Below are 25,630 nucleotides of genomic sequence, written 5' to 3'. Positions count from 1 at the left end.
GCGCATCCCCGGGAGCGTACAGGTAGTACGTGACTGGGGTGAGCGAGGAAAGCCAACGCATCTGCAGCTTGAAGTATGACGAGTTAGGTGGCAAAGGACTTGAGCTACAGCCTCAAATCCCTTCGCCGGCATTATCCGGATCAGGTTCGACGGGTATCTCTCAGCCTCATACACTTCATCCTTCACGCTGCCTCTGCGTTGGCTGCGTTGGCTGCGTTGGCTGCGTTTGCTTGCCGCCTTGATGCATCATGAATGATTTTGTGTATGTTTTTTATTGGCACCCCGTTGAGAACGGCGTTAGTGTAATGATTTTGTTGCTATGCGGCAATCAAGAGCCTTGTCCATTAGGCTATCTTGTTTGCCAGTTTGAACCTGGGCAGTGCTCAAAATCCTCACGTACTACGTGTACGCTCCGGTTTTTCCGCGCTGTCCGTGTTCAAACTGTCTTCACCGATTACGCCTACTGAACAAGGCGTTAAGGATCCGGTGGTGCAAACCATGCTGATTTAAAATCAAACCAGCCAAGCGTATTCATGCGTAACCCACGCATACTGCGCTGCCCCTGAATGATCAGCCAGTGATGGATCAGCGGTACAATGGCTTTACTGGCAAGCAGTTGCTGACACCATGCTGCGAGGCTCATCTCGCCAGTGCGCCAGCGGGCGGCGTCGCTTTCCCAGTCCAGAGAAAGACAGTTTTGCAGCAGCGGGACTTCGCACAAATGGGCGAACAGCGAGAAGTCCAGCGGTAAGGTAAAGTTGGCGCTGTTGAGCCAGATATCGCTGACGGTCTCACCTGCGTGCCATTGATCGTAGTCGATCTCCTGAATATTCAGCTGTACCTGATGCTCCGCCAGTAACGTTTTCATGATCTGCGCAATCACCCGATGCTCGATATGATCGCGATAGTAGGTGAGCGTCAGCGTTTCCAGTCCCGCCGGTTTTTCACCGAGTCCTGGCCTGGCGTGATGCCAGCGAGGTAGTAATCCGTACGCGGGAAACCAGTGTCGCTGATACTGCTCGTCAGCCTGAAAAATTAAATTCGTCGGCGAGAGTATGCGGCTTACCCATTCGCGCACCTCCTGATTGGCTCCGCGATGGGCGCGGGAATCAAACAGTATGTAATAACACCCTTCCTCCAGCCGGCTTTCGATAGCCTTTTCATCTTCCGTCGGGCCTTTGAGCGTGAGTCCGCCGCCAGGCTCTTCGGCGATGTCCGGTAACACCCACACGTTCACTTCGTCAATCAGCGCCCGGTAACCAAAGTAATCATCAAAAGCGTGAATTTTTAGCTGGTTACTCGTATTGCGGACGACCGCATAGGGACCGGTGCCAATCGGGTGGCTGGAAAAGTTATTCAGCGTTTCCCATTCGCGCGGCAGGATCATGGCGGGGACCTGTCCCAGTAGCCACGGCAGCCAGCGATCAGGTTGCGCCAGATGGATATCCAGCGTCCAGGCCGTGGGGGAGGCAATTTGCGTAATGTGCGAGTACAGCGGCAGGCTGTTGATCCGCCTCAGTGAGGCGATCACATCCTCCATTTCCAGCTCGCGACCATGATGAAAATGGATCCCAGGACGCAGGAAGAACCGCCAGTGCAGCGGCGAAATTTGTTGCCAGTGGTGGGCAATGTCGGCTTCCAGTTCCCCATTTTCCTCATTTACGCGGGTTAAGGCGCTGAAGATTTGCCTGGCGATATGGGTTTCGGAACGGCGTAGCGCCGTACCGGGGAGCAGATTGCGCATCGGGCGATAGTAAAGGACGCGCATGATGTGCCGCCCCTGGCGAAAGCTGCGGCCCAGATGGGAAACCAGCATTTGTCGCACGGCTGTTTTATCGCCGACCAGTTGCACCAGTTGATCAATGCGATCCTGTTCCAGCAGGTCTTCCGCCCGCTGCTGCTGGAGCGCCAGCCCGGTGTAGAGAAAGGTCAGGCGTGAACGTTTGCCGCGACCGACCTCGGCTTCCCACGTTAGCCAGCCGCGTTCCTGCATGGTGTTGAGCAGGGTGCGCATATGGCGGCGCGAGCAACTGAGTAACTCTGCCAACTCGTTCAGCGTGGTGTCTTGCGTTTTGCCGTCGCAGCATTGCCACAGGCGGATAAACTGTTGTTGCAAACGACCAGAAGACATAAAAGGGGAACTCCCACGGAAAACTCAGCAATTTTATTATCCCCATATTAAGCCAATAATGAATTCCGATGAAGCGATGAGACAACGAAGGGGTCATCTATGCGTCAGTTCTATTTAAAGTACTTTACCTCGACAGCGCGTTTGTCCTGGTTGGCTTGCCTGAGTGCGCCGCAGCGCTTAAAGATGCTTGATGAACTGATGCAGTGGGAGTTGCAAGACTGACCTCTGAATTGGGAATTGCAGACATCATGTGTGACTGAGTATTGGTGTTAATCGCCGCGCCAGCAGGTATTATCTGCTGGCTTTTTTCGTTTCCGCTGCGCTTAAAAGGAAAGATATGCTCTGGATTATGACCATGGGACGGCGCCTTAACGGCGTGTATGCGGCGTTTATGCTGGTTGCCTTTATGATGGGCGTAGCGGGCGCGTTACAGGCACCCACGCTGAGCCTGTTTCTGAGTCGCGAGGTGGGGGCACAGCCATTTTGGGTTGGGCTGTTTTACACCGTCAATGCGATCGCCGGGATCGCGGTCAGCCTTGGTCTGGCGAAACGATCCGACAGTCGGGGCGATCGGCGTAAGCTGATCATGTTCTGCTGTCTGATGGCGATTGGCAATGCGTTGCTGTTCGCCTTTAACCGCCACTATTTAACGCTGATCACCTGCGGGGTGCTGCTGGCTTCGCTGGCAAATACCGCCATGCCGCAGCTGTTTGCGCTGGCGCGGGAGTATGCCGATAACTCGGCGCGAGAAGTGGTGATGTTCAGCTCGGTGATGCGTGCGCAGCTTTCGCTGGCGTGGGTGATTGGGCCGCCGCTGGCGTTTATGCTGGCGTTAAATTACGGCTTCACGATGATGTTTTCGATTGCTGCCGGGATATTTGCCGTTAGCCTGGTGCTGATCGCGCTGATACTGCCGTCGGTGGCGCGGGTCGAGCAGCCTGTCGATGTCCCGCTTGAGCAGACCGGCAGCTGGCAGGACAAAAATGTGCGCATGTTGTTTATTGCCTCCACGCTGATGTGGACCTGCAACACCATGTACATTATCGATATGCCGCTGTGGATTAGCCTTGAACTGGGACTACCGGACAAACTGGCAGGGATCCTGATGGGCACCGCCGCCGGGTTGGAAATTCCGGCAATGATTCTGGCGGGTTACTACGTGAAGCGTTTTGGTAAGCGGCGGATGATGATAACCGCCGTGGCGGCAGGCGTGCTGTTTTACCTTGGGCTTATCTTCTTCCATAGCCATACGGCGCTACTGGTCCTGCAGCTGTTTAATGCGGTATTCATCGGGATTGTTGCCGGAATAGGCATGCTGTGGTTTCAGGATCTGATGCCGGGCAGGGCGGGTTCAGCTACCACCTTATTTACCAACAGTATCTCCACGGGGGTGATTCTGGCGGGGGTCATTCAGGGGGCGGTGGCGCAAAGTTATGGGCATTATGCCGTCTACTGGGTGATTGCGGGAATTTCGGTGGTTACGCTGGTGATGACCGGACGAGTGAAGGATGTGTAGTGGGTGTGCCGGATACGCTGCGCTTATCCGGCCTACAAATCTTTCCGTAGGCCGGATAAGACGCTTTTGCGTCGTCATCCGGCATGCTTATCCGGCAACAACAAGCACTAGCGCATAAACGCGGGCTGTTTGTTCTCGTAAGTCGAGATCGCGTCTTCGTGCTGCAACGTCAGCCCAATACTGTCGAGACCGTTCAGCATGCAGTGGCGGCGGAAGGTGTCGATTTCAAACGGATACGCTTTATCGCCAGCCTTCACCACCTGTGCCTGCAGATCCACCTCAAAACGGATCCCCGGATTGGCCTGTACCAACGTGAACAGTTCATCCACTTCGTCGTCGCTTAATTTCACCGGCAGCAGTTGGTTATTAAAGCTGTTGCCGTAGAAAATGTCGGCGAAGCTTGGGGCGATCACCACTTTGAAACCGTAATCGGTCAGCGCCCACGGCGCATGTTCGCGCGAGGATCCGCAGCCAAAGTTTTCGCGCGCGAGCAGAATCGACGCGCCTTGATATTCCGGGAAGTTCAGTACGAATTCCGGATTAGGCTGCTGACCATTCTCATCGAGAAAGCGCCAGTCGTTAAACAGGTGCGCACCAAAACCGGTACGCGTCACCTTCTGCAAAAACTGTTTGGGAATGATTGCATCCGTATCGACGTTGGCGGCATCCAGGGGGACAACCAGGCCGGTATGCTGGGTAAATTTCTCTGCCATGGTAGTTTCCTTATTTGATGCGGCGAATGTCGGCAAAATGACCGGTAACGGCGGCCGCGGCGGCCATGGCCGGGCTGACTAAGTGCGTACGCCCTCCGCGGCCCTGACGACCTTCAAAGTTACGGTTGCTGGTGGAAGCACAGCGTTCGCCCGGATTCAGACGATCGTTGTTCATCGCCAGGCACATTGAGCAACCCGGTAAGCGCCATTCAAAACCGGCTTCAATGAAAATCTTATCCAGACCTTCTGCTTCAGCCTGGGCTTTAACCGGACCTGAACCCGGTACCACCAGTGCCTGCACGCCCGGCGCGACCTTGCGGCCTTTGGCGATTTCAGCTGCGGCACGTAAATCTTCAATACGCGAGTTGGTGCAGGAGCCGATAAACACTTTATCAATAGCCACTTCCGTCAATGGAATGCCCGGCTTCAGCCCCATATAGGCCAGCGCTTTTTCCGCTGATGCGCGTTCAACCGGATCGCTAAACGACGCGGGGTCGGGAATGTTATCGTTTACGGAGATTACCTGGCCTGGGTTAGTGCCCCAGGTGACCTGCGGAGCAATCTCTTCTGCCTGCAGGGTGACGGTGGTATCAAACGTCGCCCCGTCGTCGGTTTTCAGCGTTTTCCACCAGGCGACGGCATCGGTAAAATCCTGACCTTTAGGGGCATGCAAACGTCCCTGTACATAGTTGAAGGTGGTTTCATCCGGTGCGACCAGACCCGCTTTGGCCCCCATTTCGATTGCCATGTTACACAGGGTCATACGACCTTCCATGCTCAGGGCGCGGATGGCATCGCCGCAAAACTCAACCACGTGCCCGGTACCGCCTGCGCTACCGGTTTTACCGATAATCGCCAGCACGATATCTTTGGCAGTAATTCCTGGTGCTGCCGTGCCATTAACTTCGATCTTCATGGTTTTGGCGCGCCCTTGCTTCAGGGTTTGCGTGGCCAGCACGTGTTCGACTTCTGAGGTCCCGATACCAAACGCCAGCGCGCCGAACGCACCGTGTGTGGCGGTGTGGGAGTCACCGCAGACGATGGTCATACCCGGTAAGGTCACACCTTGCTCGGGTCCCATCACGTGGACGATGCCCTGAAAAGGGTGGTTCAGATCGTACAGTTCGACGCCGAACTCATTGCAGTTTTTGATCAGCTCCTGCATCTGGATGCGCGCCATTTCACCGGAGGCGTTAATGTCTTTGGTTTGCGTCGAGACGTTATGATCCATGGTGGCGAAGGTTTTACCCGGCTGGCGAACCGGACGGTTATGCGCCCGCAGGCCGTCGAATGCCTGCGGTGAGGTCACTTCGTGCACCAGATGGCGGTCGATATACAGCAGCGGCGTTTCGTCCTGCGCTTCATACACGACGTGCGCATCGAACAACTTTTCATACAACGTTTTAGCCATGATTACACCCCTTCTGCGACGTAGCGAGCAATGATATCGCCCATCTCATCGGTACTGACTGCGGCTGTGCCACGGGCTAAATCACCGGTGCGAATACCTTCTGCTAATGCGCGGTTAACGGCGCTTTCAATGGCTGCTGCTGCATCATTGGCGTCCAGGCTGTAGCGCAGCAACAGCGCCAGTGACAAAATCTGGGCAATCGGGTTGGCAATGTTTTTACCGGCGATATCCGGTGCTGAGCCGCCGGCGGGCTCGTACAGGCCAAAGTCCTGCTCATTCAGGCTGGCAGACGGCAGCATGCCCATGGAGCCGGTGATCATCGCGCATTCATCGGACAGGATGTCACCAAACAGGTTGGAGCACAGCAGCACGTCAAACTGAGACGGATCTTTAATCAACTGCATGGTGGCGTTGTCGATATACATATGCGTCAGGATAACGTCCGGGTATTCATTGGCTATTTCATTGACCACTTCACGCCACAGAATCGAGGTTTGCAGCACGTTGGCTTTATCAATCGACGTTACTTTACAGCGACGCTTGCGGGCAGATTCAAATGCAATGCGCGCAATACGTTCGATCTCGAAACGGTGATAGACCTCGGTATCAAAGGCTTTTTCATGTTGACCGCTACCTTCACGACCTTTTGGCTGACCGAAGTAGATCCCGCCCGTCAGTTCGCGTACGCACAGGATGTCGAAACCGTTGGCGGCAATATCGGCGCGCAGCGGGCAAAAATCTTCCAGCCCCTGGTACAGCTTAGCCGGGCGCAGGTTGCTGAATAATTTGAAGTGTTTACGCAACGGCAACAGGGCACCACGCTCCGGCTGCTGGTTTGGCTGCAGGTTTTCCCATTTCGGGCCGCCCACGGAGCCAAACAGAATGGCATCGGCCTGCTCACAGCCGTCAACTGTTGCAGGTGGCAGCGGCTGACCGTGGTTGTCGATGGCAACGCCGCCCACGTCATAGTGGCTGGTGGTAATGCGCATAGCGAAACGGGTGCGAATCGCGTCCAGTACTTTCAGAGCCTGCGCCATCACTTCCGGGCCAATACCGTCACCCGGCAAAACAGCAATATGATAATTCTTCGACATCACACGGTTTCCTTGTTGTTCTCGTTGTTTTGAGCTTTGCGTTGCAATTCTTTTTCGACTTCTTCGGCGCGCCAGATGTTATTCAGTACATGCACCATGGCTTTCGCGGAGGACTCGACAATATCCGTTGCCAGGCCTACGCCGTGGAAGCGACGGCCGTTAAAGTTGGCGACGATATCCACCTGACCCAGCGCATCTTTACCGTGGCCTTTTGCGGTCAGGCTGTATTTCACCAGTTCGATGTCGTAGTCGGTAATACGGTTGATGGCCTGATAAATAGCATCGACCGGGCCGTTACCGTTGGCGGCTTCGGCTTTCACATTCTCGCCACAGGCCAGTTTGACGGAGGCGGTGGCAATATCATTGGAGCCAGACTGCACGCTGAAGTAATCCAGGCGGAAATGTTCGGGTTCTTCTTGCTGTTTGTTAATAAAGGCCAGCGCTTCCAGGTCGTAATCAAATACCTGACCTTTTTTATCCGCCAGCTTCAGGAAGGCGTCGTACAGGTTGTCCAGACTGTATTCACTCTCTTTATAGCCCATCTCATCCATACGGTGTTTGACCGCAGCACGTCCGGAACGGGACGTCAGGTTCAGTTGCACCTGGTTCAGACCGATGGACTCCGGGGTCATGATTTCGTAGTTTTCACGGTTTTTCAGTACGCCGTCCTGATGAATACCGGAAGAGTGGGCAAAGGCGCCGCTACCGACAATCGCTTTGTTGGCCGGAATCGGCATATTGCAGATTTGGCTGACTAACTGGCTGGTACGCCAGATTTCCTGATGATTAATGCGGGTCTGTACGTTCAGAATATCTTTGCGGACTTTGATCGCCATGATCACTTCTTCCAGCGAGCAGTTACCGGCGCGTTCACCGATCCCGTTCATCGCCCCTTCGACCTGACGCGCACCGGCATGAACAGCGGCCAGCGCGTTACCGACGCCCAGACCTAAATCGTCGTGGGTGTGCACGGAAATGATCGCTTTGTCGATATTCGGCACTCGTTCATACAGGCCGGAAATGATTGCGCCAAATTCGAAGGGCATGGTGTACCCGACGGTATCGGGGATATTAATGGTTTTGGCACCGGCATTAATCGCCGCTTCTACCACGCGAGCCAGATCGGCAATAGGGGTACGGCCGGCGTCTTCGCATGAGAATTCCACGTCATCCGTGTAATTACGCGCACGCTTAACCATATAGACAGCCCGCTCGATAACTTCATCCAGCGTACTACGTAATTTGGTGGCGATATGCATCGGCGAGGTGGCGATAAACGTATGAATGCGGAAAGCCTCAGCCACCTTCAGGGATTCAGCGGCGACATCGATATCTTTTTCCACACAGCGGGCTAAGGCGCAGACGCGGCTGTTTTTAACCTGTCGGGCAATGGTCTGTACCGACTCAAAATCACCTGGCGAAGACACAGGGAAACCGACTTCCATCACGTCAACGCCCATACGCTCGAGAGCCAGAGCAATCTGCAGTTTTTCTTTCACACTCAGGCTTGCCTGTAACGCCTGTTCACCATCGCGTAAGGTGGTATCGAAAATAATGACTTGCTGGCTCATGGTTTAGGTCCTTTGTCTTTTTTGGCGCCTTGCTTCGAGCATAAAAAAACCCGCGCAGCGGCGCGGGTTTTTGTCTTAACTGGAGCTGACGTAATGCTAAATGTCGTTCACCAGTCTACCGCGCAACGAAGATGCGTTTAGTAGTAGTAGACCGTTAAAACGAACAATGTAAGTCATCAATCAGGCTCCAGGCGAATGCGATATGCTTTTAGTGGTACTGGATATGAAAGCTGATGTCAACCCCGCTCCCGGTAAACGTCCGTATTCAGAAGAAAAACACCTCTGCAATCTAAGCGAATTGTGCTGAATTTTTAGAGAAGCATAAAATAAATTAGTGTGCGTTCGTACATACTTTTCATGCTTTGACATATTTGAGCATATTTGTTTGCAACTATTGTGACAGCATGCTGATGAGATGGGGTGTAGATACACTTTTTATCTTTATGATTTATCAGTTTTTATAGTGTCCATGAATGAATACAGGGGGCACGCTTCTCAATGATTGATAAATTAATGTTAACTTTTAATGTATTAATAATATAAACATTTAATCAAATCTTAAATATATATTCACCGTGCGTATGATTGTGTATTCGTCGTGCTTATGGTTATATTGTTCGTGAAATTTAAACATATGAATCATCGTGCAGTGACATCTGCCACACTGCGCTCGCATTGGGTTTCTGTTCATTTAGGTTCGTACCTTTATGTTTTCCTAATTTTAATGTTTTTCCTTTTTCTTATTTTATATGCATGGTAAATCATATTAACGGAGGTTATTTCTTCACTCCGTCTGGGAAAAGGGAGTTTAGAGTGACAGTGGAGTTAAATATGCCAGAAGTGAAAATAATAGATAAACCAAATCCTATAACAATGGGAAAGCCGCAGCTTCGCATGGTTGATCTTAATTTATTAACCGTCTTTGACGCGGTAATGCAGGAACAAAATATTACCCGCGCTGCGCATACTCTGGGGATGTCGCAACCTGCAGTCAGTAATGCTGTGGCGCGTTTGAAAATTATGTTCAATGATGAACTTTTTGTTCGTTATGGCCGTGGGATCCAGCCGACAGCGCGGGCCTTCCAACTTTTTGGCTCCGTCCGTCAGGCATTGCAACTGGTACAGAATGAACTGCCGGGTTCGGGGTTTGAGCCTGCCAGTAGCGAGCGCGTATTCAACCTCTGCGTATGCAGCCCATTGGATAATATTCTGACTTCCTTGATTTATAATCGGGTTGAGCAAGTTGCGCCAAACATTAATGTCGTATTTAAATCTTCACTCAATCAAAATACCGAACATCAATTACGCTATCAGGAAACGGAGTTCGTTATTAGTTATGAAGAGTTCCGTCGCCCTGAATTCACCAGTATTCCCTTGTTCAATGATGAGATGGTGTTAGTCGCGAGCAGAAAACACCCCCGTATTAGTGGCCCATTATTGGAAAACGATGTTTATAATGAACAGCATGCGGTGGTATCTCTCGATCGCTTTGCATCATTTAGCCAACCCTGGTATGACACTGCGGATAAACAATCTTGTGTTGCTTATCAAGGTATGGCGTTAATCAGCGTGTTGAATATTGTTTCGCAAACGCATCTGGTGTCTATTGCACCACGTTGGTTAGCGGAAGAATTCTCTGAGCAGTTAGATCTGCAGATATTGCCTTTACCGTTAAAATTGAATAGCCGTACATGCTATCTTTCCTGGCATGAAGCTGCGGGCAGGGATAAAGGCCACCAATGGATGGAAGAGTTGTTAGTCTCCGTCTGTAAGCAGTAGTATTCGGCAGAATAAATCGGGCAAGACGTCTGGTTTATTCTGCTTTTGGCTTTTTATCTAAGATTTTGTGCTGAACTTGTCTTTCTGCATCTGTCCAAAAGTGTAAAAAAATAGACTAATCGCTGTAAGTCTCCATTTTTAAGCGATTATTTCTCATTTCATTAGCGGATGCTGGTTTAAATCTCCATTTATTCTGCGCTTACCTCCTTTTTATTCTTATTCATGCGAATTCCCCCTCTTAGGTGTCAATTGCCATGCGTCATCCTCAGCGGTTAATGTGTTGTTAAACCGTTATTCATTATAAGAGTGGAGGCAAGCCATGGAGATGTTGTCTGGAGCCGAGATGGTCGTGCGATCGCTCATCGATCAGGGTGTGAAGCAGGTATTTGGTTATCCTGGGGGCGCGGTCCTCGATATTTATGATGCGCTGCATACGGTCGGGGGAATCGATCATGTGTTGGTCCGTCATGAACAAGCCGCCGTACATATGGCCGATGGTCTGGCGCGTGCCACGGGTGACGTCGGCGTAGTTCTGGTGACCTCCGGGCCGGGCGCAACCAATGCGATTACCGGTATTGCTACGGCGTATATGGATTCCATTCCGCTGGTGATCCTCTCCGGGCAGGTGGCGACGTCGCTGATTGGCTACGATGCCTTTCAGGAGTGCGACATGGTCGGTATCTCTCGTCCGGTGGTGAAGCACAGCTTCCTCGTTAAGCAAACGGAAGATATTCCTCAGGTCCTGAAAAAGGCCTTCTGGCTGGCGGCAAGCGGTCGCCCAGGCCCTGTGGTCGTGGATTTGCCAAAGGATATTCTGAATCCGGCAAAGAAACTGCCGTATAGCTGGCCGGAGTCGGTCAGTATGCGCTCGTATAATCCGACGACAACCGGACATAAGGGGCAAATAAAGCGCGCGCTACAAACGCTGGTCGCGGCTAAAAAACCGGTGGTATATGTTGGCGGCGGTGCGGTCAATGCGGCCTGTCATGAACAACTTGGCCAGATTGCACAAGCGCTTAACCTGCCGGTTGTTTCTTCGTTGATGGGATTGGGCGCGTTTCCGGCCACGCATCGTCAGGCGCTGGGCATGCTGGGGATGCATGGCACCTACGAAGCCAATATGACCATGCATCATTCCGATGTGATCTTTGCCGTTGGTGTTCGCTTTGACGATCGCACAACCAATAACCTGGCAAAATATTGCCCAAATGCGACCGTACTGCATATCGACATCGATCCGACCTCTATTTCGAAAACCGTCACTGCGGATATTCCGATTGTCGGCGACGCCCGACTGGTGCTGGATCAGATGCTGGAACTGTTACCGCAGGAGAAATCGCAGCAACCGCTTGATGATAACCGCGACTGGTGGCAGCAGATAGAACAGTGGCGTGCGCGCCAGTGTCTGAAATATGACACGCAAAGTGAGAGCATTAAGCCGCAGGCTGTCATTGAAACCCTCTGGCGTCTGACGAAAGGGGATGCGTATGTAACCTCGGACGTTGGTCAGCACCAGATGTTTGCCGCGCTGTACTACCCGTTTGATAAGCCGCGTCGTTGGATTAACTCCGGTGGCCTCGGCACCATGGGATTCGGTTTACCTGCAGCATTAGGCGTAAAGATGGCGCTACCGAATGAAACGGTGGTGTGCGTCACCGGCGATGGCAGTATTCAGATGAATATCCAGGAGCTGTCGACGGCGTTGCAATATGAGCTGCCGGTGCTGGTACTCAATCTTAACAACCGTTACCTCGGCATGGTTAAACAGTGGCAAGACATGATTTACTCCGGGCGTCACTCGCAGTCTTACATGCAGTCGCTGCCCGACTTTGTACGTCTTGCCGAGGCATATGGTCATATTGGTATCCAGATAAACCATCCGGATGAACTCGAGAGCAAATTGGGTGAGGCGCTGGAGCACGTGCGTAACCATCGTCTGGTGTTTGTCGATGTCACCGTTGATGGCAGTGAACATGTCTACCCGATGCAGATTCGCGGAGGCGGTATGGATGAAATGTGGTTAAGCAAAACGGAGAGGACCTGATTATGCGCCGGATATTATCAGTATTACTGGAAAACGAGTCGGGTGCATTGTCACGAGTGATTGGTCTCTTCGCTCAGCGCGGTTACAACATTGAAAGCCTGACCGTCGCACCGACGGACGATCCGACGTTATCGCGAATGACGATCCAGACGGTGGGTGATGAAAAGGTCCTTGAGCAGATCGAAAAGCAGCTGCACAAACTGGTGGATGTCCTGCGCGTAAGCGAGTTGGGACAGGGGGCTCATGTTGAACGAGAGATCATGCTGGTGAAAATTCAGGCCAGCGGTTACGGTCGTGAAGAAGTGGTGCGCAATACGGAAATATTCCGCGGGCAAATCATTGACGTCACGCCGTCCATCTACACCGTACAACTGGCAGGTACCAGCGATAAGCTCGATGCTTTCCTGGCTACATTGCGTGAAGTGGCGAAAATCGTCGAGGTTGCGCGCTCCGGCGTGGTGGGGCTTTCTCGCGGTGATAAAATCATGCGCTAATCATGGCCCAGTTATTAATTCGTGAGCCCAATGCTACCGGTTGGGCTTTTTTTTGAGAAATCAGCGGTAACCAGAGACAAAAGCGGTTGCCGCGGTCATTATTCTGCGCTTAGATGTTAGTAGTTTAACCCATGCCATCTCAAAGGTTATGGTTGGTACATTTTACGCAAGGGGCAATTGTGAAACTGGATGAAATCGCTCGGCTGGCCGGCGTTTCGCGAACGACTGCAAGCTACGTTATTAATGGCAAAGCAAAGCAATATCGCGTAAGCGACAAAACGGTTGAAAAAGTCATGGCGGTGGTGCGCGAGCATAATTACCACCCAAATGCTGTGGCAGCCGGGCTACGTGCTGGACGCACACGTTCTATCGGGCTGGTGATCCCGGATCTGGAGAATACAAGTTATACCCGGATAGCCAACTATCTGGAGCGCCAGGCGCGTCAGCGTGGCTATCAGCTGCTGATTGCCTGCTCTGAAGATCAGCCAGATAACGAAATGCGCTGTATTGAACATCTATTACAACGCCAGGTTGATGCCATTATTGTGTCGACCTCTTTGCCGCCGGAGCATCCGTTTTACCAGCGCTGGGCTAACAGCGCATTCCCGATTGTGGCGTTAGACCGCGCGCTGGATCGTGAACATTTCACCAGCGTTGTCGGGGCCGATCAGGACGATGCAGAAATGCTGGCGGAAGAATTGCGTAAGTTCCCGGCTGATACCGTCCTTTATCTCGGTGCGCTGCCGGAATTATCTGTGAGTTTCCTGCGTGAGCAGGGTTTTCGTACCGCGTGGAAGGACGATCCGCGTGAAGTGAATTTCCTGTATGCCAATAGCTATGAGCGGGAAGCCGCCGCGCAGCTGTTTGATAAATGGCTGGAAACGCACCCGATGCCACAGGCGTTGTTTACCACTTCCTTTGCGCTTTTACAGGGCGTGATGGATGTGACATTACGTCGTGACGGGCAGCTACCGTCTGATTTAGCGATTGCTACCTTTGGCGATCATGAATTGCTCGACTTCCTACAGTGCCCGGTACTGGCGGTGGCGCAACGTCATCGCGACGTTGCAGAGCGCGTACTGGAAATCGTGTTGGCCAGTCTGGATGAGCCGCGTAAGCCAAAACCAGGCTTAACGCGCATCAAGCGTAACCTGTATCGCCGCGGTATTCTCAGTCGGAGTTAAGGTGTTCTGCTGGACGCGCTGGAAGGCGATAACCTTCTGGCGCGGTCATTTATTCAATTATCAGAAATAACCTCATTATATTTAAGAATATTCTTTAGAATTGTCTGAAATTCAATTTCTATATATCGTGATTAAAAACGCAAACCACCATTTTTACGTTATTGATACGTAACGACGCGTTACGATTGTATTAATTTGTTACATCGTTGTAGGGAATTGCCGAATTAACAAACACTTTGCTTCTGTATTGCAGATTTTTCTCACCTGCCTTGGTCGTACAAGGCGTACAGACCGATTAACTGGTACTGTTATCTCGCTGCATATTGTCCTAAAATGCCGCTCGCGTCGCAAACTGACACTTTATATTTTCTCGAGATGATATTGAGTTGTTTTAAACAATGATGAGTTGTTGGATTTTTTTCTTACAAATATTCATGACGTTAATTTGCTTCGTTCGCTGTACGGAATTTGTTCAACGCTGATATTAGCCGTAAACATTGGGTTTTTTGCTCCGCTAAGCGCCGTGACTTGCTTGACAAGGTTTTCCTCCGCTCCGTAAACTCCTTATAAGTGGGATTTTGTGGGACAAAGTGGTAATCGGGGGTGAGACGGGCATGTTCCGGGGAGCGACGTTAGTTAATCTCGACAGTAAAGGGCGCTTATCAGTGCCTACCCGGTATCGGGATCAACTGCTCGAGAGTGCTACCGGTCAAATGGTTTGCACCATTGACATCCATCACCCGTGCCTGCTGCTTTACCCCCTGCCTGAATGGGAAATTATCGAGCAGAAGCTATCTCGTCTGTCCAGCATGAATCCGGTCGAGCGCCGCGTACAGCGCCTGCTGTTGGGGCATGCCAGTGAATGTCAGATGGATAGCGCCGGTCGATTACTGATAGCACCCATTTTGCGGCAACATGCAGGGTTAACAAAAGAAGTGATGCTGGTTGGGCAGTTCAACAAATTTGAGCTGTGGGATGAAACGACCTGGTATCAACAGGTCAAGGAAGATATCGACGCTGAGCAATCTGTTACCGGCGCGCTGTCGGAACGATTGCAGGATTTGTCTCTATAAGATGATGGAAAATTTTAAACATACAACGGTGTTGCTGGATGAGGCCGTAAACGGTCTGAATATTCGTCCGGACGGCATCTACATTGACGGGACATTTGGTCGCGGCGGTCACTCACGACTGATCCTCTCGCAGCTTGGCGAAGAGGGGCGTTTGCTGGCTATCGATCGCGATCCGCAGGCTATTGCGGTGGCTCAGACCATTAACGATCCCCGCTTCTCCATCATTCATGGACCTTTCTCCGCGCTGGCTGAGTACGTGAGTGAGCGCGGGCTAACCGGTAAGATCGATGGCATCCTTCTCGATCTTGGCGTCTCTTCTCCGCAATTAGACGATGCGGAGCGCGGCTTTTCGTTTATGCGTGACGGTCCGTTGGACATGCGTATGGACCCAACGCGCGGCCAGTCAGCCGCCGAGTGGCTGCAAACGGCAGATGAAGCGGATATTGCCTGGGTGATTAAAACCTTTGGCGAAGAACGCTTTGGCAAACGCATTGCTCGCGCCATTGTCGAGCGTAACCGCGTTGAACCGATGACCCGCACCAAACAACTGGCGGAAGTCATTGCGGCGGCCATGCCGGTAAAAGACAAATTCAAACATCCCGCGACCCGTACCTTCCAGGCGGTGCGCATTTGGGTGAACAGTGAACTGGAGGAGATAGAGCAGGCGCTAAAAAGCTCGCTCAGCGTGCTGGCTCCAGGTGGTCGCCTTTCTGTCATCAGTTTCCACTCGCTTGAAGACCGTATTGTGAAGCGCTTTATGCGCGAACAAAGTCGCGGTCCTCAGGTTCCGGCGGGGATCCCGATGACCGAAGCGCAGATCCAAAAGCTGGGCGGCCGTGAGTTGAGAGCATTAGGCAAGTTGATGCCGGGTGAAGAAGAGGTCGCAGAAAATCCTCGTGCCCGTAGTTCAGTTCTGCGCATTGCAGAGAGGACGAACGCATGATCAGCAGAGTGACAGAAGCCCTCAGCAAAGTTAAAGGATCGATAGGAAGTAACGAGCGCCATGCTTTGCCTGGCGTGATCGGTGACGATCTTTTGCGGTTCGGGAAGCTGCCACTCTGCCTGTTCATTTGCATTATTTTGACGGCGGTCACCGTCGTGACGACCGCGCACCATACGCGGTTACTGACCGCGCAGCGTGAACAGTTAGTTCTGGAACGCGATGCACTGGATATCGAATGGCGTAACCTGATCCTCGAAGAGAACGCTCTCGGTGACCATAGCCGTGTTGAACGGATCGCAACGGAAAAGCTGCAGTTGCAGCATGTCGATCCCTCACAAGAAAATATCGTTGTACAAAAATAAGGATAAACGCGACGCATGAAAGCAGCGGCAAAGACGCTCAAACCAAAACGCCAGGAAGAACAAGCCAACTTTATCAGTTGGCGTTTTGCGTTACTGTGCGGCTGTATTTTGCTGGCGCTGTGCTTCCTGCTGGGACGCGTTGCGTGGCTGCAAATTATTGCGCCTGACATGCTGGTGCGTCAGGGCGACATGCGCTCCTTGCGCGTCCAGGAAGTCTCCACGTCACGTGGCATGATTACCGACCGTTCCGGCCGTCCGCTGGCGGTGAGCGTGCCGGTGAAGGCCATCTGGGCCGATCCGAAAGAAGTGCATGATGCGGGTGGCGTAAGCGTTGGCGAACGCTGGCGAGCGCTGTCGACTGCGCTGAACATCCCGCTCGACCAACTGGCTTCTCGCATCAATGCCAACCCGAAAGGGCGTTTTATCTACCTCGCACGCCAGGTCAACCCTGACATGGCCGACTACATCAAAAAACTCAAGCTGCCGGGGATTCATCTGCGCGAAGAATCCCGCCGTTACTATCCTTCCGGGGAAGTGACCGCTCACCTCATCGGTTTTACCAACGTCGACAGCCAGGGCATTGAAGGCGTTGAGAAGAGTTTTGATAAATGGCTCACCGGTCAGCCGGGCGAGCGCGTGGTGCGTAAAGACCGCTATGGCCGCGTGATTGAAGATATTTCTTCAACAGACAGTCAGGCGGCACATAACCTGGCGCTGAGTATTGATGAGCGCTTGCAGGCACTGGTCTATCGCGAACTGAACAACGCCGTCGCGTTTAACAAAGCGGAATCAGGTAGCGCCGTGTTGGTAGACGTCAACACCGGCGAAGTGCTGGCGATGGCGAATAGCCCATCCTACAACCCAAACAATCTCTCCGGTACGCAAAAAGATGTCATGCGTAACCGTACCATCACTGACGTATTTGAACCGGGCTCAACGGTTAAACCGATGGTGGTGATGACGGCACTGCAGCGCGGCGTAGTGCGTGAAAACACCGTGCTGAACACCATTCCCTATCGAATTAATGGCCACGAAATCAAAGACGTGGCGCGTTATAGCGAATTGACCCTGACCGGGGTACTACAGAAGTCGAGTAACGTCGGTGTTTCCAAACTGGCGTTAGCGATGCCGTCCTCAGCGTTAGTAGATACTTACTCACGTTTTGGGCTGGGAAAAGCGACCAATTTGGGGTTGGTCGGAGAACGCAGTGGCTTATATCCTCAAAAACAACGGTGGTCTGACATAGAGAGGGCCACCTTCTCTTTCGGCTATGGGCTAATGGTAACCCCGTTACAGTTAGCGCGAGTCTACGCAACGATCGGCAGCTATGGCGTTTATCGCCCGCTGTCGATTACCAAAGTTGATCCTCCTGTTCCGGGCGAGCGTATCTTCCCGGAATCTACCGTACGTACCGTCGTTCATATGATGGAAAGCGTGGCGCTGCCCGGCGGCGGCGGCGTGAAGGCGGCGATTAAAGGCTATCGCATCGCCATTAAAACCGGTACGGCGAAAAAAGTAGGGCCGGATGGTCGCTACATCAACAAATACATTGCTTATACCGCAGGCGTTGCGCCTGCGAGTCAGCCGCGCTTCGCGCTGGTGGTTGTTATCAACGATCCGCAGGCGGGTAAATACTACGGTGGCGCCGTTTCCGCGCCGGTCTTCGGTGCCATCATGGGCGGCGTACTGCGCACCATGAACATCGAGCCGGATGCGCTGACAACGAGCGATAAAAGTGATTTTGTGAATAATCAAGGCGAGGCGACAGGTGGCAGATCGTAATTTGCGCGACCTTCTTGCTCCATGGGTGCCGGGTGCACCGGAGCGAGCACTGCGGGAGATGACGCTCGACAGCCGTGTGGCTGCATCGGGCGATCTCTTTGTGGCAGTGGTAGGTCATCAGGCGGACGGGCGTCGATATATCCCGCAGGCGATAGCGCAAGGTGTGGCTGCCATTATTGCAGAGGCAAAAGATGAGGCAACCGACGGTGAAATCCGTGAAATGCACGGCGTACCGGTTATCTATCTGAGCCAGCTTAACGAACGTTTATCAGCACTGGCGGGCCGCTTTTACCACGAGCCTTCTGACACTATGCGTCTGGTGGGGGTCACCGGCACCAACGGGAAAACCACGACCACCCAACTGCTGGCGCAGTGGAGCCAGCTGTTGGGCGAAACCAGCGCCGTAATGGGGACCGTTGGCAATGGCCTGCTGGGCAAAGTGATCCCGACCGAAAATACCACCGGTTCAGCCGTTGACGTCCAGCATGTGCTGGCGGGGCTGGTTGAGCAGGGGGCCACGTTAGGCGCGATGGAAGTGTCATCCCACGGTCTGGTTCAGCATCGCGTGGCAGCGTTGAAGTTTGCCGCGTCGGTATTTACCAACTTAAGCCGTGACCATCTCGACTATCACGGCGATATGGAACATTACGAAGCCGCGAAGTGGCTGCTGTACTCCACGCACCATTGCGGTCAGGCCATCGTCAATGCAGATGATGAAGTCGGCCGTCGCTGGCTGGCAAAATTGCCGGATGCGGTCGCCGTTTCGATGGAAGACCATATTAACCCGAACTGCCACGGTCGTTGGCTGAAAGCGGTTGAGGTGAATTATCACGACAGCGGCGCGACGATCCGCTTTACCTCGTCCTGGGGTGACGGTGAAATTGAAAGCCGCCTGATGGGCGCCTTCAACGTCAGTAATCTGCTGCTGGCACTGGCAACGCTGCTGGCATTAGGGTACCCGTTAGCGGATTTACTGAAAACGGCGGCACGTCTGCAGCCAGTTTGCGGGCGTATGGAAGTGTTCAGTGCGCCGGGCAAAACAACGGTGGTGGTGGATTATGCCCACACGCCGGATGCGCTGGAAAAAGCGCTGCAGGCGGCACGTCTGCACTGCACCGGTAAGCTGTGGTGCGTCTTTGGCTGCGGCGGCGATCGTGACAAAGGCAAGCGTCCGCTGATGGGCGCCATCGCGGAAGAGTTCGCGGATATTGTGGTGGTCACTGATGACAACCCGCGCACTGAAGAGCCGCGCGCCATCATTAACGACATTCTGGCAGGTATGCTGGATGCCGGGCACGCGAAGGTGATGGAAGGTCGTGCTGAAGCGGTCACCAACGCCATTATGCAGGCGAAAGAAAACGACGTTGTGCTGGTGGCCGGTAAAGGCCACGAAGATTACCAGATCGTCGGCGCGCATCGCCTCGACTATTCTGACCGCGTGACGGCCGCTCGTTTGCTGGGGGTGATCGCATGATTAGCGTAACGCTCAGCCAGTTGGCGGAGATCCTCGGTGGCGAACTGAAAGGGGGCGATCTGACCCTTGATGCGGTGACCACCGATACGCGTAAAGTCACGTCGGGTTGCCTGTTTGTAGCGCTGAAAGGCGAACGCTTCGATGCCCATGATTTTGCCGAAACGGCGAAGGAGAACGGGGCGGGAGCGCTGCTGGTCAGTCGCCCGCTGGATGTTTCTCTGCCGCAGGTGATTGTGAAGGACACACGCCTGGCGTTTGGTGAGCTGGCGGCGTGGGTGCGCGCTCAGGTTCCGGCCCGCGTGGTGGCACTGACCGGTTCATCCGGTAAAACCTCTGTCAAAGAGATGACAGCCGCGATTCTCAGCCAGTGTGGGAACACGTTATACACTGCGGGCAATCTGAACAACGACATCGGCGTACCAATGACGCTGCTGCGACTGAACAACGATTATGACTATGCGGTGATTGAGCTTGGTGCCAACCACCAGGGCGAGATTGCCTGGACCGTCGGATTAACTCGACCGGAAGCGGCGCTGGTGAATAACCTGGCGGCGGCTCACCTGGAAGGGTTTGGTTCTCTGGCGGGTGTCGCCAAAGCAAAAGGCGAAATCTTTACCGGCCTGGCGGAAAACGGTATCGCCATTATGAATGCCGATAACAACGACTGGCTGAACTGGCAGAGCATTATTGGCGATCGCACCGTCTGGCGCTTCTCGCCGAATGCGGCCAACAGCGACTTTTCTGCTACCAACATTCATGTTACGTCACACGGCACTGAGTTTACGCTGCACACGCCGACGGGCAGCATTGATGTTTTGCTGCCGTTACCGGGGCGTCACAACATTGCCAATGCCCTGGCTGCCACCGCGCTCTCCATGGCGGTTGGCGCGACGCATGAGGCGATTAAAACCGGCCTGAAAGATTTACACGCAGTGCCGGGACGCCTGTTCCCTATCCCGCTTGCCGAGAATCAGTTGCTGCTGGATGACTCCTATAACGCCAACGTCGGTTCGATGACCGCCGCGGTACAGGTGTTGTCTGAAATGCCGGGCTATCGCGTGCTGGTGGTGGGCGATATGGCAGAACTTGGCGCGGAAAGCGAAGCCTGTCACATACAGGTAGGAGAGGCTGCGAAGGCGGCGGGTATCGACCGCGTATTGAGTACAGGGAAACTGAGTCAGGCAATCAGCGATGCCAGCGGTGTTGGCGAACATTTTGCGGATAAACCCGCGCTGGCCGCGCATCTTAAGACATTGATTGCCGAGCATCAGGTGATGACGATTTTAGTGAAAGGTTCACGTAGTGCCGCTATGGAAGAGGTAGTACGCGCATTACAGGAGAATGCAACATGTTAGTTTGGCTGGCCGAACATTTGGTCAAATATTATTCCGGCTTTAACGTCTTCTCTTATCTGACGTTTCGCGCCATCGTCAGCCTGCTGACCGCGCTGTTCATCTCGTTGTGGATGGGCCCGCGCATGATCGCCCGCCTGCAAAAAATGTCTTTTGGTCAGGTTGTGCGTAACGACGGCCCAGAATCGCATTTCAGCAAGCGCGGTACGCCGACCATGGGCGGCATTATGATCCTCACCGCGATTGTTATCTCCGTTCTGCTGTGGGCCTACCCGTCTAACCCTTACGTCTGGTGCGTACTGGTGGTGCTGGTGGGTTACGGCATTATCGGTTTTGTCGATGACTACCGCAAAGTGGTGCGTAAAGACACCAAAGGCCTGATCGCCCGCTGGAAGTACTTCTGGATGTCGGTGATTGCATTAGGCGTGGCCTTCGCGCTGTATCTGGTGGGCAAAGATACGCCCGCCACGCAGCTGGTCGTGCCGTTCTTTAAAGACGTCATGCCGCAGTTGGGCCTGTTCTACGTTCTGCTGGCCTACTTCGTGATTGTCGGTACCGGCAATGCGGTCAACCTGACCGACGGCCTTGATGGCCTGGCTATTATGCCGACCGTGTTTGTTGCTGCTGGCTTTGCGCTGGTGGCGTGGGCGACCGGGAACATGAACTTTGCCAACTATCTGCATATTCCGTATTTACGCCATGCGGGGGAGTTGGTGATCGTCTGCACGGCGATTGTCGGGGCAGGATTAGGCTTCCTGTGGTTTAACACTTATCCGGCGCAGGTCTTTATGGGCGACGTCGGTTCGCTGGCACTGGGTGGCGCACTGGGCATTATTGCCGTGCTGTTGCGCCAGGAATTCCTGCTGGTGATTATGGGCGGTGTGTTTGTGGTGGAAACCCTGTCGGTGATTCTGCAGGTTGGCTCCTTCAAGCTGCGCGGACAGCGCATCTTCCGTATGGCGCCGATCCACCACCACTATGAATTGAAAGGCTGGCCGGAGCCGCGCGTGATCGTGCGCTTCTGGATTATTTCGCTGATGCTGGTGCTGATTGGCCTGGCAACGCTGAAGGTACGTTAATCATGGCTGATTACCAGGGTAAAAAAATCGTCATTATCGGTCTGGGGCTGACTGGGCTGTCCTGCGTGGATTTTTTCCTCGCGCGTGGCGTTACGCCGCGGGTGATGGATACCCGCACGACGCCACCGGGGCTGGATAAATTACCGGAAGCGGTTGAGCGCCATGTTGGCAGCCTGAATGATGACTGGCTGCTGGCCGCCGATCTCATCGTCGCCAGCCCAGGTATTGCCCTGGCGCATCCAGCGCTGAGCGCGGCCGCTGATGCTGGTATTGAAATTGTGGGTGACATTGAGCTGTTCTGTCGCGAAGCGCAGGCACCGATCGTGGCGATTACCGGTTCTAACGGTAAAAGCACCGTCACCACGCTGGTCGGTGAAATGGCGAAAGCGGCCGGGGTGAATGTCGGCGTCGGCGGTAATATTGGTTTGCCTGCGTTGATGCTGCTGGATGCTGAACGCGAGCTGTACGTTCTGGAGCTATCCAGCTTCCAACTGGAAACCACCTCCAGCCTGCAGGCTGTGGCGGCCACTATTCTGAACGTGACTGAAGATCATATGGATCGCTACCCGTTTGGGTTGCAGCAGTACCGTGCAGCGAAACTGCGCGTCTATGAGAACGCGAAAGTGTGTGTGGTTAACGCCGACGATGCGCTGACGATGCCGGTTCGCGGAGCTGATGAACGCTGCGTGAGCTTTGGCATCAATATGGGTGACTATCACCTGAATCGTCAGCAGGGCGAAACCTGGCTGCGCGTGAAGGGCGAAAAAGTGCTGAACGTGAAAGAGATGACGCTTTCCGGTCAGCATAACTATACCAACGCTCTGGCAGCGCTGGCGCTGGCGGATGCTGCGGGCCTGCCGCGGGCATCCAGCCTGAAAGCGCTAACCACCTTTACCGGACTGGCGCATCGTTTTCAGGTTGTGCTGGAACATAACGGCGTACGCTGGATTAACGATTCTAAAGCCACCAACGTCGGCAGTACTGAAGCGGCGCTGAATGGCCTGCACGTTGACGGCACGCTGCATCTGCTGCTGGGCGGGGACGGGAAATCCGCTGATTTTTCTCCGCTCAGTCGTTATCTGGTTGGCGATCGTATTCGTCTTTACTGTTTTGGTCGCGATGGGGCGCAGCTTGCCGCTCTGCGACCAGACGTTGCCGAGCAAACTGAAACCATGGAGCAGGCGATGCGTCTGCTCGCGCCGCGCGTTAAACCGGGCGATATGGTGTTGCTGTCGCCGGCCTGCGCCAGCCTCGACCAGTTTAAAAACTTTGAGCAGCGTGGCGATGTCTTTACCCGCCTGGCGAAGGAGTTGGGTTGATGCGTTTATCTCTCCCTCGTCTGAGAATGCCGCGCATACCGGGATTGGGTGTCCTGGCGTGGATCTTCGCGGCGCTTAAAGGCTGGGTGATGGCGTCGCGTGATAAAGACGCGGACAGCCTGATCATGTATGACCGCATGTTGCTGTGGCTGACGTTTGGTCTGGCAGCGATTGGTTTTGTGATGGTGACATCGGCGTCAATGCCCGTTGGGCAACGTCTGGCGGGCGATCCTTTCCTGTTCGCCAAACGTGATGCGCTGTATATCTTCCTGGCGTTCTGTCTGGCGATGGTCACGCTACGTCTGCCGATGGAATTCTGGCAAAAGTACAGCACCACCATGTTGATCGCCTCGATCATCATGTTGCTGATCGTACTGGTGGTAGGCAGCTCGGTTAACGGGGCATCGCGTTGGATTGCACTGGGCCCGCTGCGTATTCAGCCGGCGGAATTTACCAAGCTGTCGCTGTTCTGTTATCTCGCCAACTACCTGGTACGTAAGGTGGATGAGGTGCGTAACAACCTGCGCGGCTTCTTAAAACCGATGGGCGTGATCCTGGTGCTGGCGGTGCTACTGCTGGCGCAGCCTGACCTCGGTACTGTGGTGGTGCTGTTTGTTACCACGCTGGCGATGCTGTTTCTGGCCGGTGCAAAATTGTGGCAGTTCATCGCCATCATCGGCATGGGGATCTCGGCGGTGGTGCTGCTGATCCTCGCCGAACCGTATCGTATCCGTCGCGTAACCTCTTTCTGGAACCCCTGGGAGGATCCGTTTGGTAGCGGCTACCAGCTGACGCAATCCCTGATGGCCTTTGGTCGTGGTGAGATTTGGGGGCAGGGGCTGGGGAATTCGGTACAAAAACTGGAGTATTTGCCGGAAGCGCACACTGACTTTATCTTCGCCATTATTGGGGAAGAACTGGGTTATATCGGTGTGGTACTGGCACTTTTAATGGTATTCTTCGTCGCTTTTCGCGCGATGTCGATTGGCCGTAAAGCGCTGGAAATTGACCACCGTTTTTCTGGCTTTTTAGCCTGCTCGATTGGGGTTTGGTTTAGTTTTCAGGCGCTGGTTAACGTTGGGGCTGCGGCAGGTATGCTGCCCACGAAAGGTCTGACGCTGCCGCTGATTAGTTATGGTGGTTCAAGTCTGTTGATCATGTCGACGGCCATCATGTTTTTGTTACGTATTGATTATGAAACGCGTCTGGAAAAAGCACAGGCGTTTACACGAGGTGCACGATGAGTGGTCAACCGAAGCGGTTAATGGTGATGGCAGGCGGTACCGGTGGGCATGTGTTCCCGGGACTGGCGGTTGCGCACCATTTAATGGCCCAGGGCTGGCAGGTTCGTTGGCTGGGCACCGCCGATCGTATGGAAGCGGACTTAGTGCCGAAGCATGGCATTGACATTGATTTTATTCGTATCTCCGGTTTGCGTGGCAAGGGCCTCAACGCACTGCTGGCCGCACCCGTGCGTATTTTTAACGCCTGGCGCCAGGCTCGCGCCATCATGAAGCAGTTTAAGCCTGACGTGGTGCTGGGGATGGGCGGTTATGTCTCGGGCCCCGGTGGTCTGGCGGCCTGGTCGTTAGGCATTCCGGTCGTGCTGCACGAGCAGAACGGCATCGCAGGCTTAACCAATAAATGGCTGTCAAAGATTGCCACGACGGTGATGCAGGCATTTCCCGGCGCCTTCCCGGATGCGGAAGTGGTGGGCAACCCGGTACGTACCGATGTGCTGGCGCTGCCATTACCTGAAGAACGCCTGGCTGGACGTGAAGGTCCGGTTCGCGTGCTGGTGGTCGGGGGGTCTCAGGGCGCGCGCGTGCTGAACCAAACGCTGCCGCAGGTTGCTGCAAAGCTTGGCGACGCGGTGACTATCTGGCATCAGAGCGGTAAAGGCGCACAGCAGACCGTGGAACAGGCCTATGTTGATGCCGGACAGCCGCAGCATAAGGTCACCGAATTTATTGATGATATGGCCGCAGCCTATGCGTGGGCAGATGTGGTGGTTTGTCGCTCCGGCGCGCTAACGGTGAGCGAGATCGCAGCAGCGGGCCTGCCAGCGATTTTTGTGCCGTTCCAGCATAAAGACCGACAGCAGTACTGGAATGCGTTGCCGCTGGAAAAAGCGGGCGCCGCCAAAATTTTAGAGCAGCCGCAGTTTACTGTGGATGCCGTCGCCAGCACCCTTGAAGGGTGGTCGCGAGAAACCTTATTAACCATGGCAGAACGTGCTCGTAATGCATCCATACCGAATTCCACCGAATGGGTTGCAAATGCAGTGAGCCGGGCTGCCCGGGCGTAAT

Annotated in this window: 22 protein-coding genes and 1 riboswitch; of the genes, 16 read left to right on the top strand and 6 right to left on the bottom strand. The window is 53.9% G+C overall.

Annotated features, from left to right (window positions below):
• Positions 1–99 precede the first annotated feature (99 nt).
• Positions 100–295, bottom strand: a riboswitch (TPP riboswitch).
• A gap of 180 nt (positions 296–475) precedes the next feature.
• A complete protein-coding gene (sgrR, locus tag IB214_RS20340) occupies positions 476–2,131 on the bottom strand; it encodes an HTH-type transcriptional regulator SgrR (RefSeq protein ID WP_117342321.1) in 1,656 nt (551 codons plus the stop codon).
• A 99-nt stretch (positions 2,132–2,230) separates the two neighbouring features.
• Between sgrR and sgrT the strand changes: the two genes are divergently transcribed.
• Positions 2,231–2,353, top strand: a complete 123-nt coding sequence (gene sgrT, locus IB214_RS20335; RefSeq protein WP_096758320.1) for a glucose uptake inhibitor SgrT — start codon at positions 2,231–2,233, stop codon at positions 2,351–2,353.
• A 115-nt stretch (positions 2,354–2,468) separates the two neighbouring features.
• On the top strand, positions 2,469–3,647 hold the full coding sequence (locus IB214_RS20330) for a sugar efflux transporter (RefSeq protein ID WP_117342320.1): 1,179 nt from the start codon (positions 2,469–2,471) through the stop codon (positions 3,645–3,647).
• Positions 3,648–3,754: 107 nt separating this feature from the next.
• Here the strand turns inward: IB214_RS20330 and leuD are convergent, their stop codons facing one another.
• The 5 genes from leuD to leuL form a co-directional block, all read right to left on the bottom strand.
• A complete protein-coding gene (gene leuD / locus IB214_RS20325; RefSeq protein ID WP_096758318.1) occupies positions 3,755–4,360 on the bottom strand; it encodes a 3-isopropylmalate dehydratase small subunit in 606 nt (201 codons plus the stop codon).
• A 10-nt stretch (positions 4,361–4,370) separates the two neighbouring features.
• A complete protein-coding gene (gene leuC / locus IB214_RS20320; RefSeq protein ID WP_117342319.1) occupies positions 4,371–5,771 on the bottom strand; it encodes a 3-isopropylmalate dehydratase large subunit in 1,401 nt (466 codons plus the stop codon).
• 2 nt (positions 5,772–5,773) lie between these two features.
• Complete coding sequence (leuB, locus tag IB214_RS20315) at positions 5,774–6,865, bottom strand: 3-isopropylmalate dehydrogenase (protein ID WP_117342318.1); 1,092 nt, start codon at positions 6,863–6,865, stop codon at positions 5,774–5,776.
• Positions 6,865–8,436, bottom strand: a complete 1,572-nt coding sequence (leuA, locus tag IB214_RS20310) for a 2-isopropylmalate synthase (protein ID WP_117342317.1) — start codon at positions 8,434–8,436, stop codon at positions 6,865–6,867. Before leuA ends, leuB begins: the two co-directional genes overlap by 1 nt.
• 96 nt (positions 8,437–8,532) lie before the next feature.
• The gene (gene leuL, locus IB214_RS20305) at positions 8,533–8,613 is read right to left on the bottom strand and encodes a leu operon leader peptide (protein ID WP_115259466.1); all 81 of its coding nucleotides are present in this window, start codon (positions 8,611–8,613) and stop codon (positions 8,533–8,535) included.
• Positions 8,614–9,267: 654 nt separating this feature from the next.
• On the opposite strand from leuL, the gene leuO reads away from it, so the two are divergent.
• The 14 genes from leuO to murG all read left to right on the top strand — a co-directional run bounded on the left by leuO (position 9,268) and on the right by murG (position 25,629).
• Entirely contained in the window at positions 9,268–10,215 is a 948-nt protein-coding gene (gene leuO / locus IB214_RS20300) for a transcriptional regulator LeuO (protein WP_115259465.1), read from the top strand.
• A gap of 319 nt (positions 10,216–10,534) precedes the next feature.
• Entirely contained in the window at positions 10,535–12,259 is a 1,725-nt protein-coding gene (gene ilvI, locus IB214_RS20295; RefSeq protein ID WP_096758313.1) for an acetolactate synthase 3 large subunit, read from the top strand.
• A gap of 2 nt (positions 12,260–12,261) precedes the next feature.
• The gene (gene ilvN, locus IB214_RS20290; protein WP_096758312.1) at positions 12,262–12,753 is read left to right on the top strand and encodes an acetolactate synthase small subunit; all 492 of its coding nucleotides are present in this window, start codon (positions 12,262–12,264) and stop codon (positions 12,751–12,753) included.
• A 179-nt stretch (positions 12,754–12,932) separates the two neighbouring features.
• Positions 12,933–13,937, top strand: a complete 1,005-nt coding sequence (gene cra, locus IB214_RS20285) for a catabolite repressor/activator (RefSeq protein WP_096758311.1) — start codon at positions 12,933–12,935, stop codon at positions 13,935–13,937.
• Positions 13,938–14,551: 614 nt separating this feature from the next.
• Complete coding sequence (gene mraZ / locus IB214_RS20280; RefSeq protein WP_005124560.1) at positions 14,552–15,010, top strand: division/cell wall cluster transcriptional repressor MraZ; 459 nt, start codon at positions 14,552–14,554, stop codon at positions 15,008–15,010.
• A gap of 1 nt (position 15,011) precedes the next feature.
• The gene (gene rsmH / locus IB214_RS20275; protein ID WP_096758310.1) at positions 15,012–15,953 is read left to right on the top strand and encodes a 16S rRNA (cytosine(1402)-N(4))-methyltransferase RsmH; all 942 of its coding nucleotides are present in this window, start codon (positions 15,012–15,014) and stop codon (positions 15,951–15,953) included.
• Positions 15,950–16,315: a cell division protein FtsL gene (gene ftsL / locus IB214_RS20270; protein ID WP_115259462.1), complete on the top strand. Its 366-nt coding sequence runs from the start codon at positions 15,950–15,952 to the stop codon at positions 16,313–16,315. The genes rsmH and ftsL overlap by 4 nt, the downstream gene beginning before the upstream one ends.
• A gap of 15 nt (positions 16,316–16,330) precedes the next feature.
• Positions 16,331–18,097 (top strand): peptidoglycan glycosyltransferase FtsI, encoded by a 1,767-nt coding sequence (gene ftsI, locus IB214_RS20265; RefSeq protein ID WP_096758308.1) that lies wholly within the window; start codon positions 16,331–16,333, stop codon positions 18,095–18,097.
• Positions 18,084–19,571 (top strand): UDP-N-acetylmuramoyl-L-alanyl-D-glutamate--2,6-diaminopimelate ligase, encoded by a 1,488-nt coding sequence (murE, locus tag IB214_RS20260; protein ID WP_117342316.1) that lies wholly within the window; start codon positions 18,084–18,086, stop codon positions 19,569–19,571. The genes ftsI and murE overlap by 14 nt, the downstream gene beginning before the upstream one ends.
• Positions 19,568–20,926, top strand: coding sequence for a UDP-N-acetylmuramoyl-tripeptide--D-alanyl-D-alanine ligase (gene murF, locus IB214_RS20255; protein WP_117342315.1), 1,359 nt, complete (start codon positions 19,568–19,570; stop codon positions 20,924–20,926). Before murE ends, murF begins: the two co-directional genes overlap by 4 nt.
• Positions 20,920–22,002, top strand: coding sequence for a phospho-N-acetylmuramoyl-pentapeptide-transferase (mraY, locus tag IB214_RS20250; protein WP_096758305.1), 1,083 nt, complete (start codon positions 20,920–20,922; stop codon positions 22,000–22,002). Before murF ends, mraY begins: the two co-directional genes overlap by 7 nt.
• Before the next feature lie 2 nt (positions 22,003–22,004).
• A complete protein-coding gene (gene murD / locus IB214_RS20245; RefSeq protein ID WP_115259459.1) occupies positions 22,005–23,321 on the top strand; it encodes a UDP-N-acetylmuramoyl-L-alanine--D-glutamate ligase in 1,317 nt (438 codons plus the stop codon).
• A complete protein-coding gene (gene ftsW, locus IB214_RS20240) occupies positions 23,321–24,565 on the top strand; it encodes a cell division protein FtsW (RefSeq protein ID WP_096758303.1) in 1,245 nt (414 codons plus the stop codon). Before murD ends, ftsW begins: the two co-directional genes overlap by 1 nt.
• A complete protein-coding gene (gene murG / locus IB214_RS20235) occupies positions 24,562–25,629 on the top strand; it encodes an undecaprenyldiphospho-muramoylpentapeptide beta-N-acetylglucosaminyltransferase (RefSeq protein WP_115259458.1) in 1,068 nt (355 codons plus the stop codon). Before ftsW ends, murG begins: the two co-directional genes overlap by 4 nt.
• Position 25,630: the final 1 nt, after the last annotated feature.

The organism is Citrobacter sp. C1 (assembly GCF_014596895.2).
GTDB lineage: Bacteria > Pseudomonadota > Gammaproteobacteria > Enterobacterales > Enterobacteriaceae > Citrobacter > Citrobacter gillenii.
The sequence above is the reverse complement of the archived record's forward strand: the minus strand, read 5'-3'. Positions and strand labels throughout refer to the sequence as shown.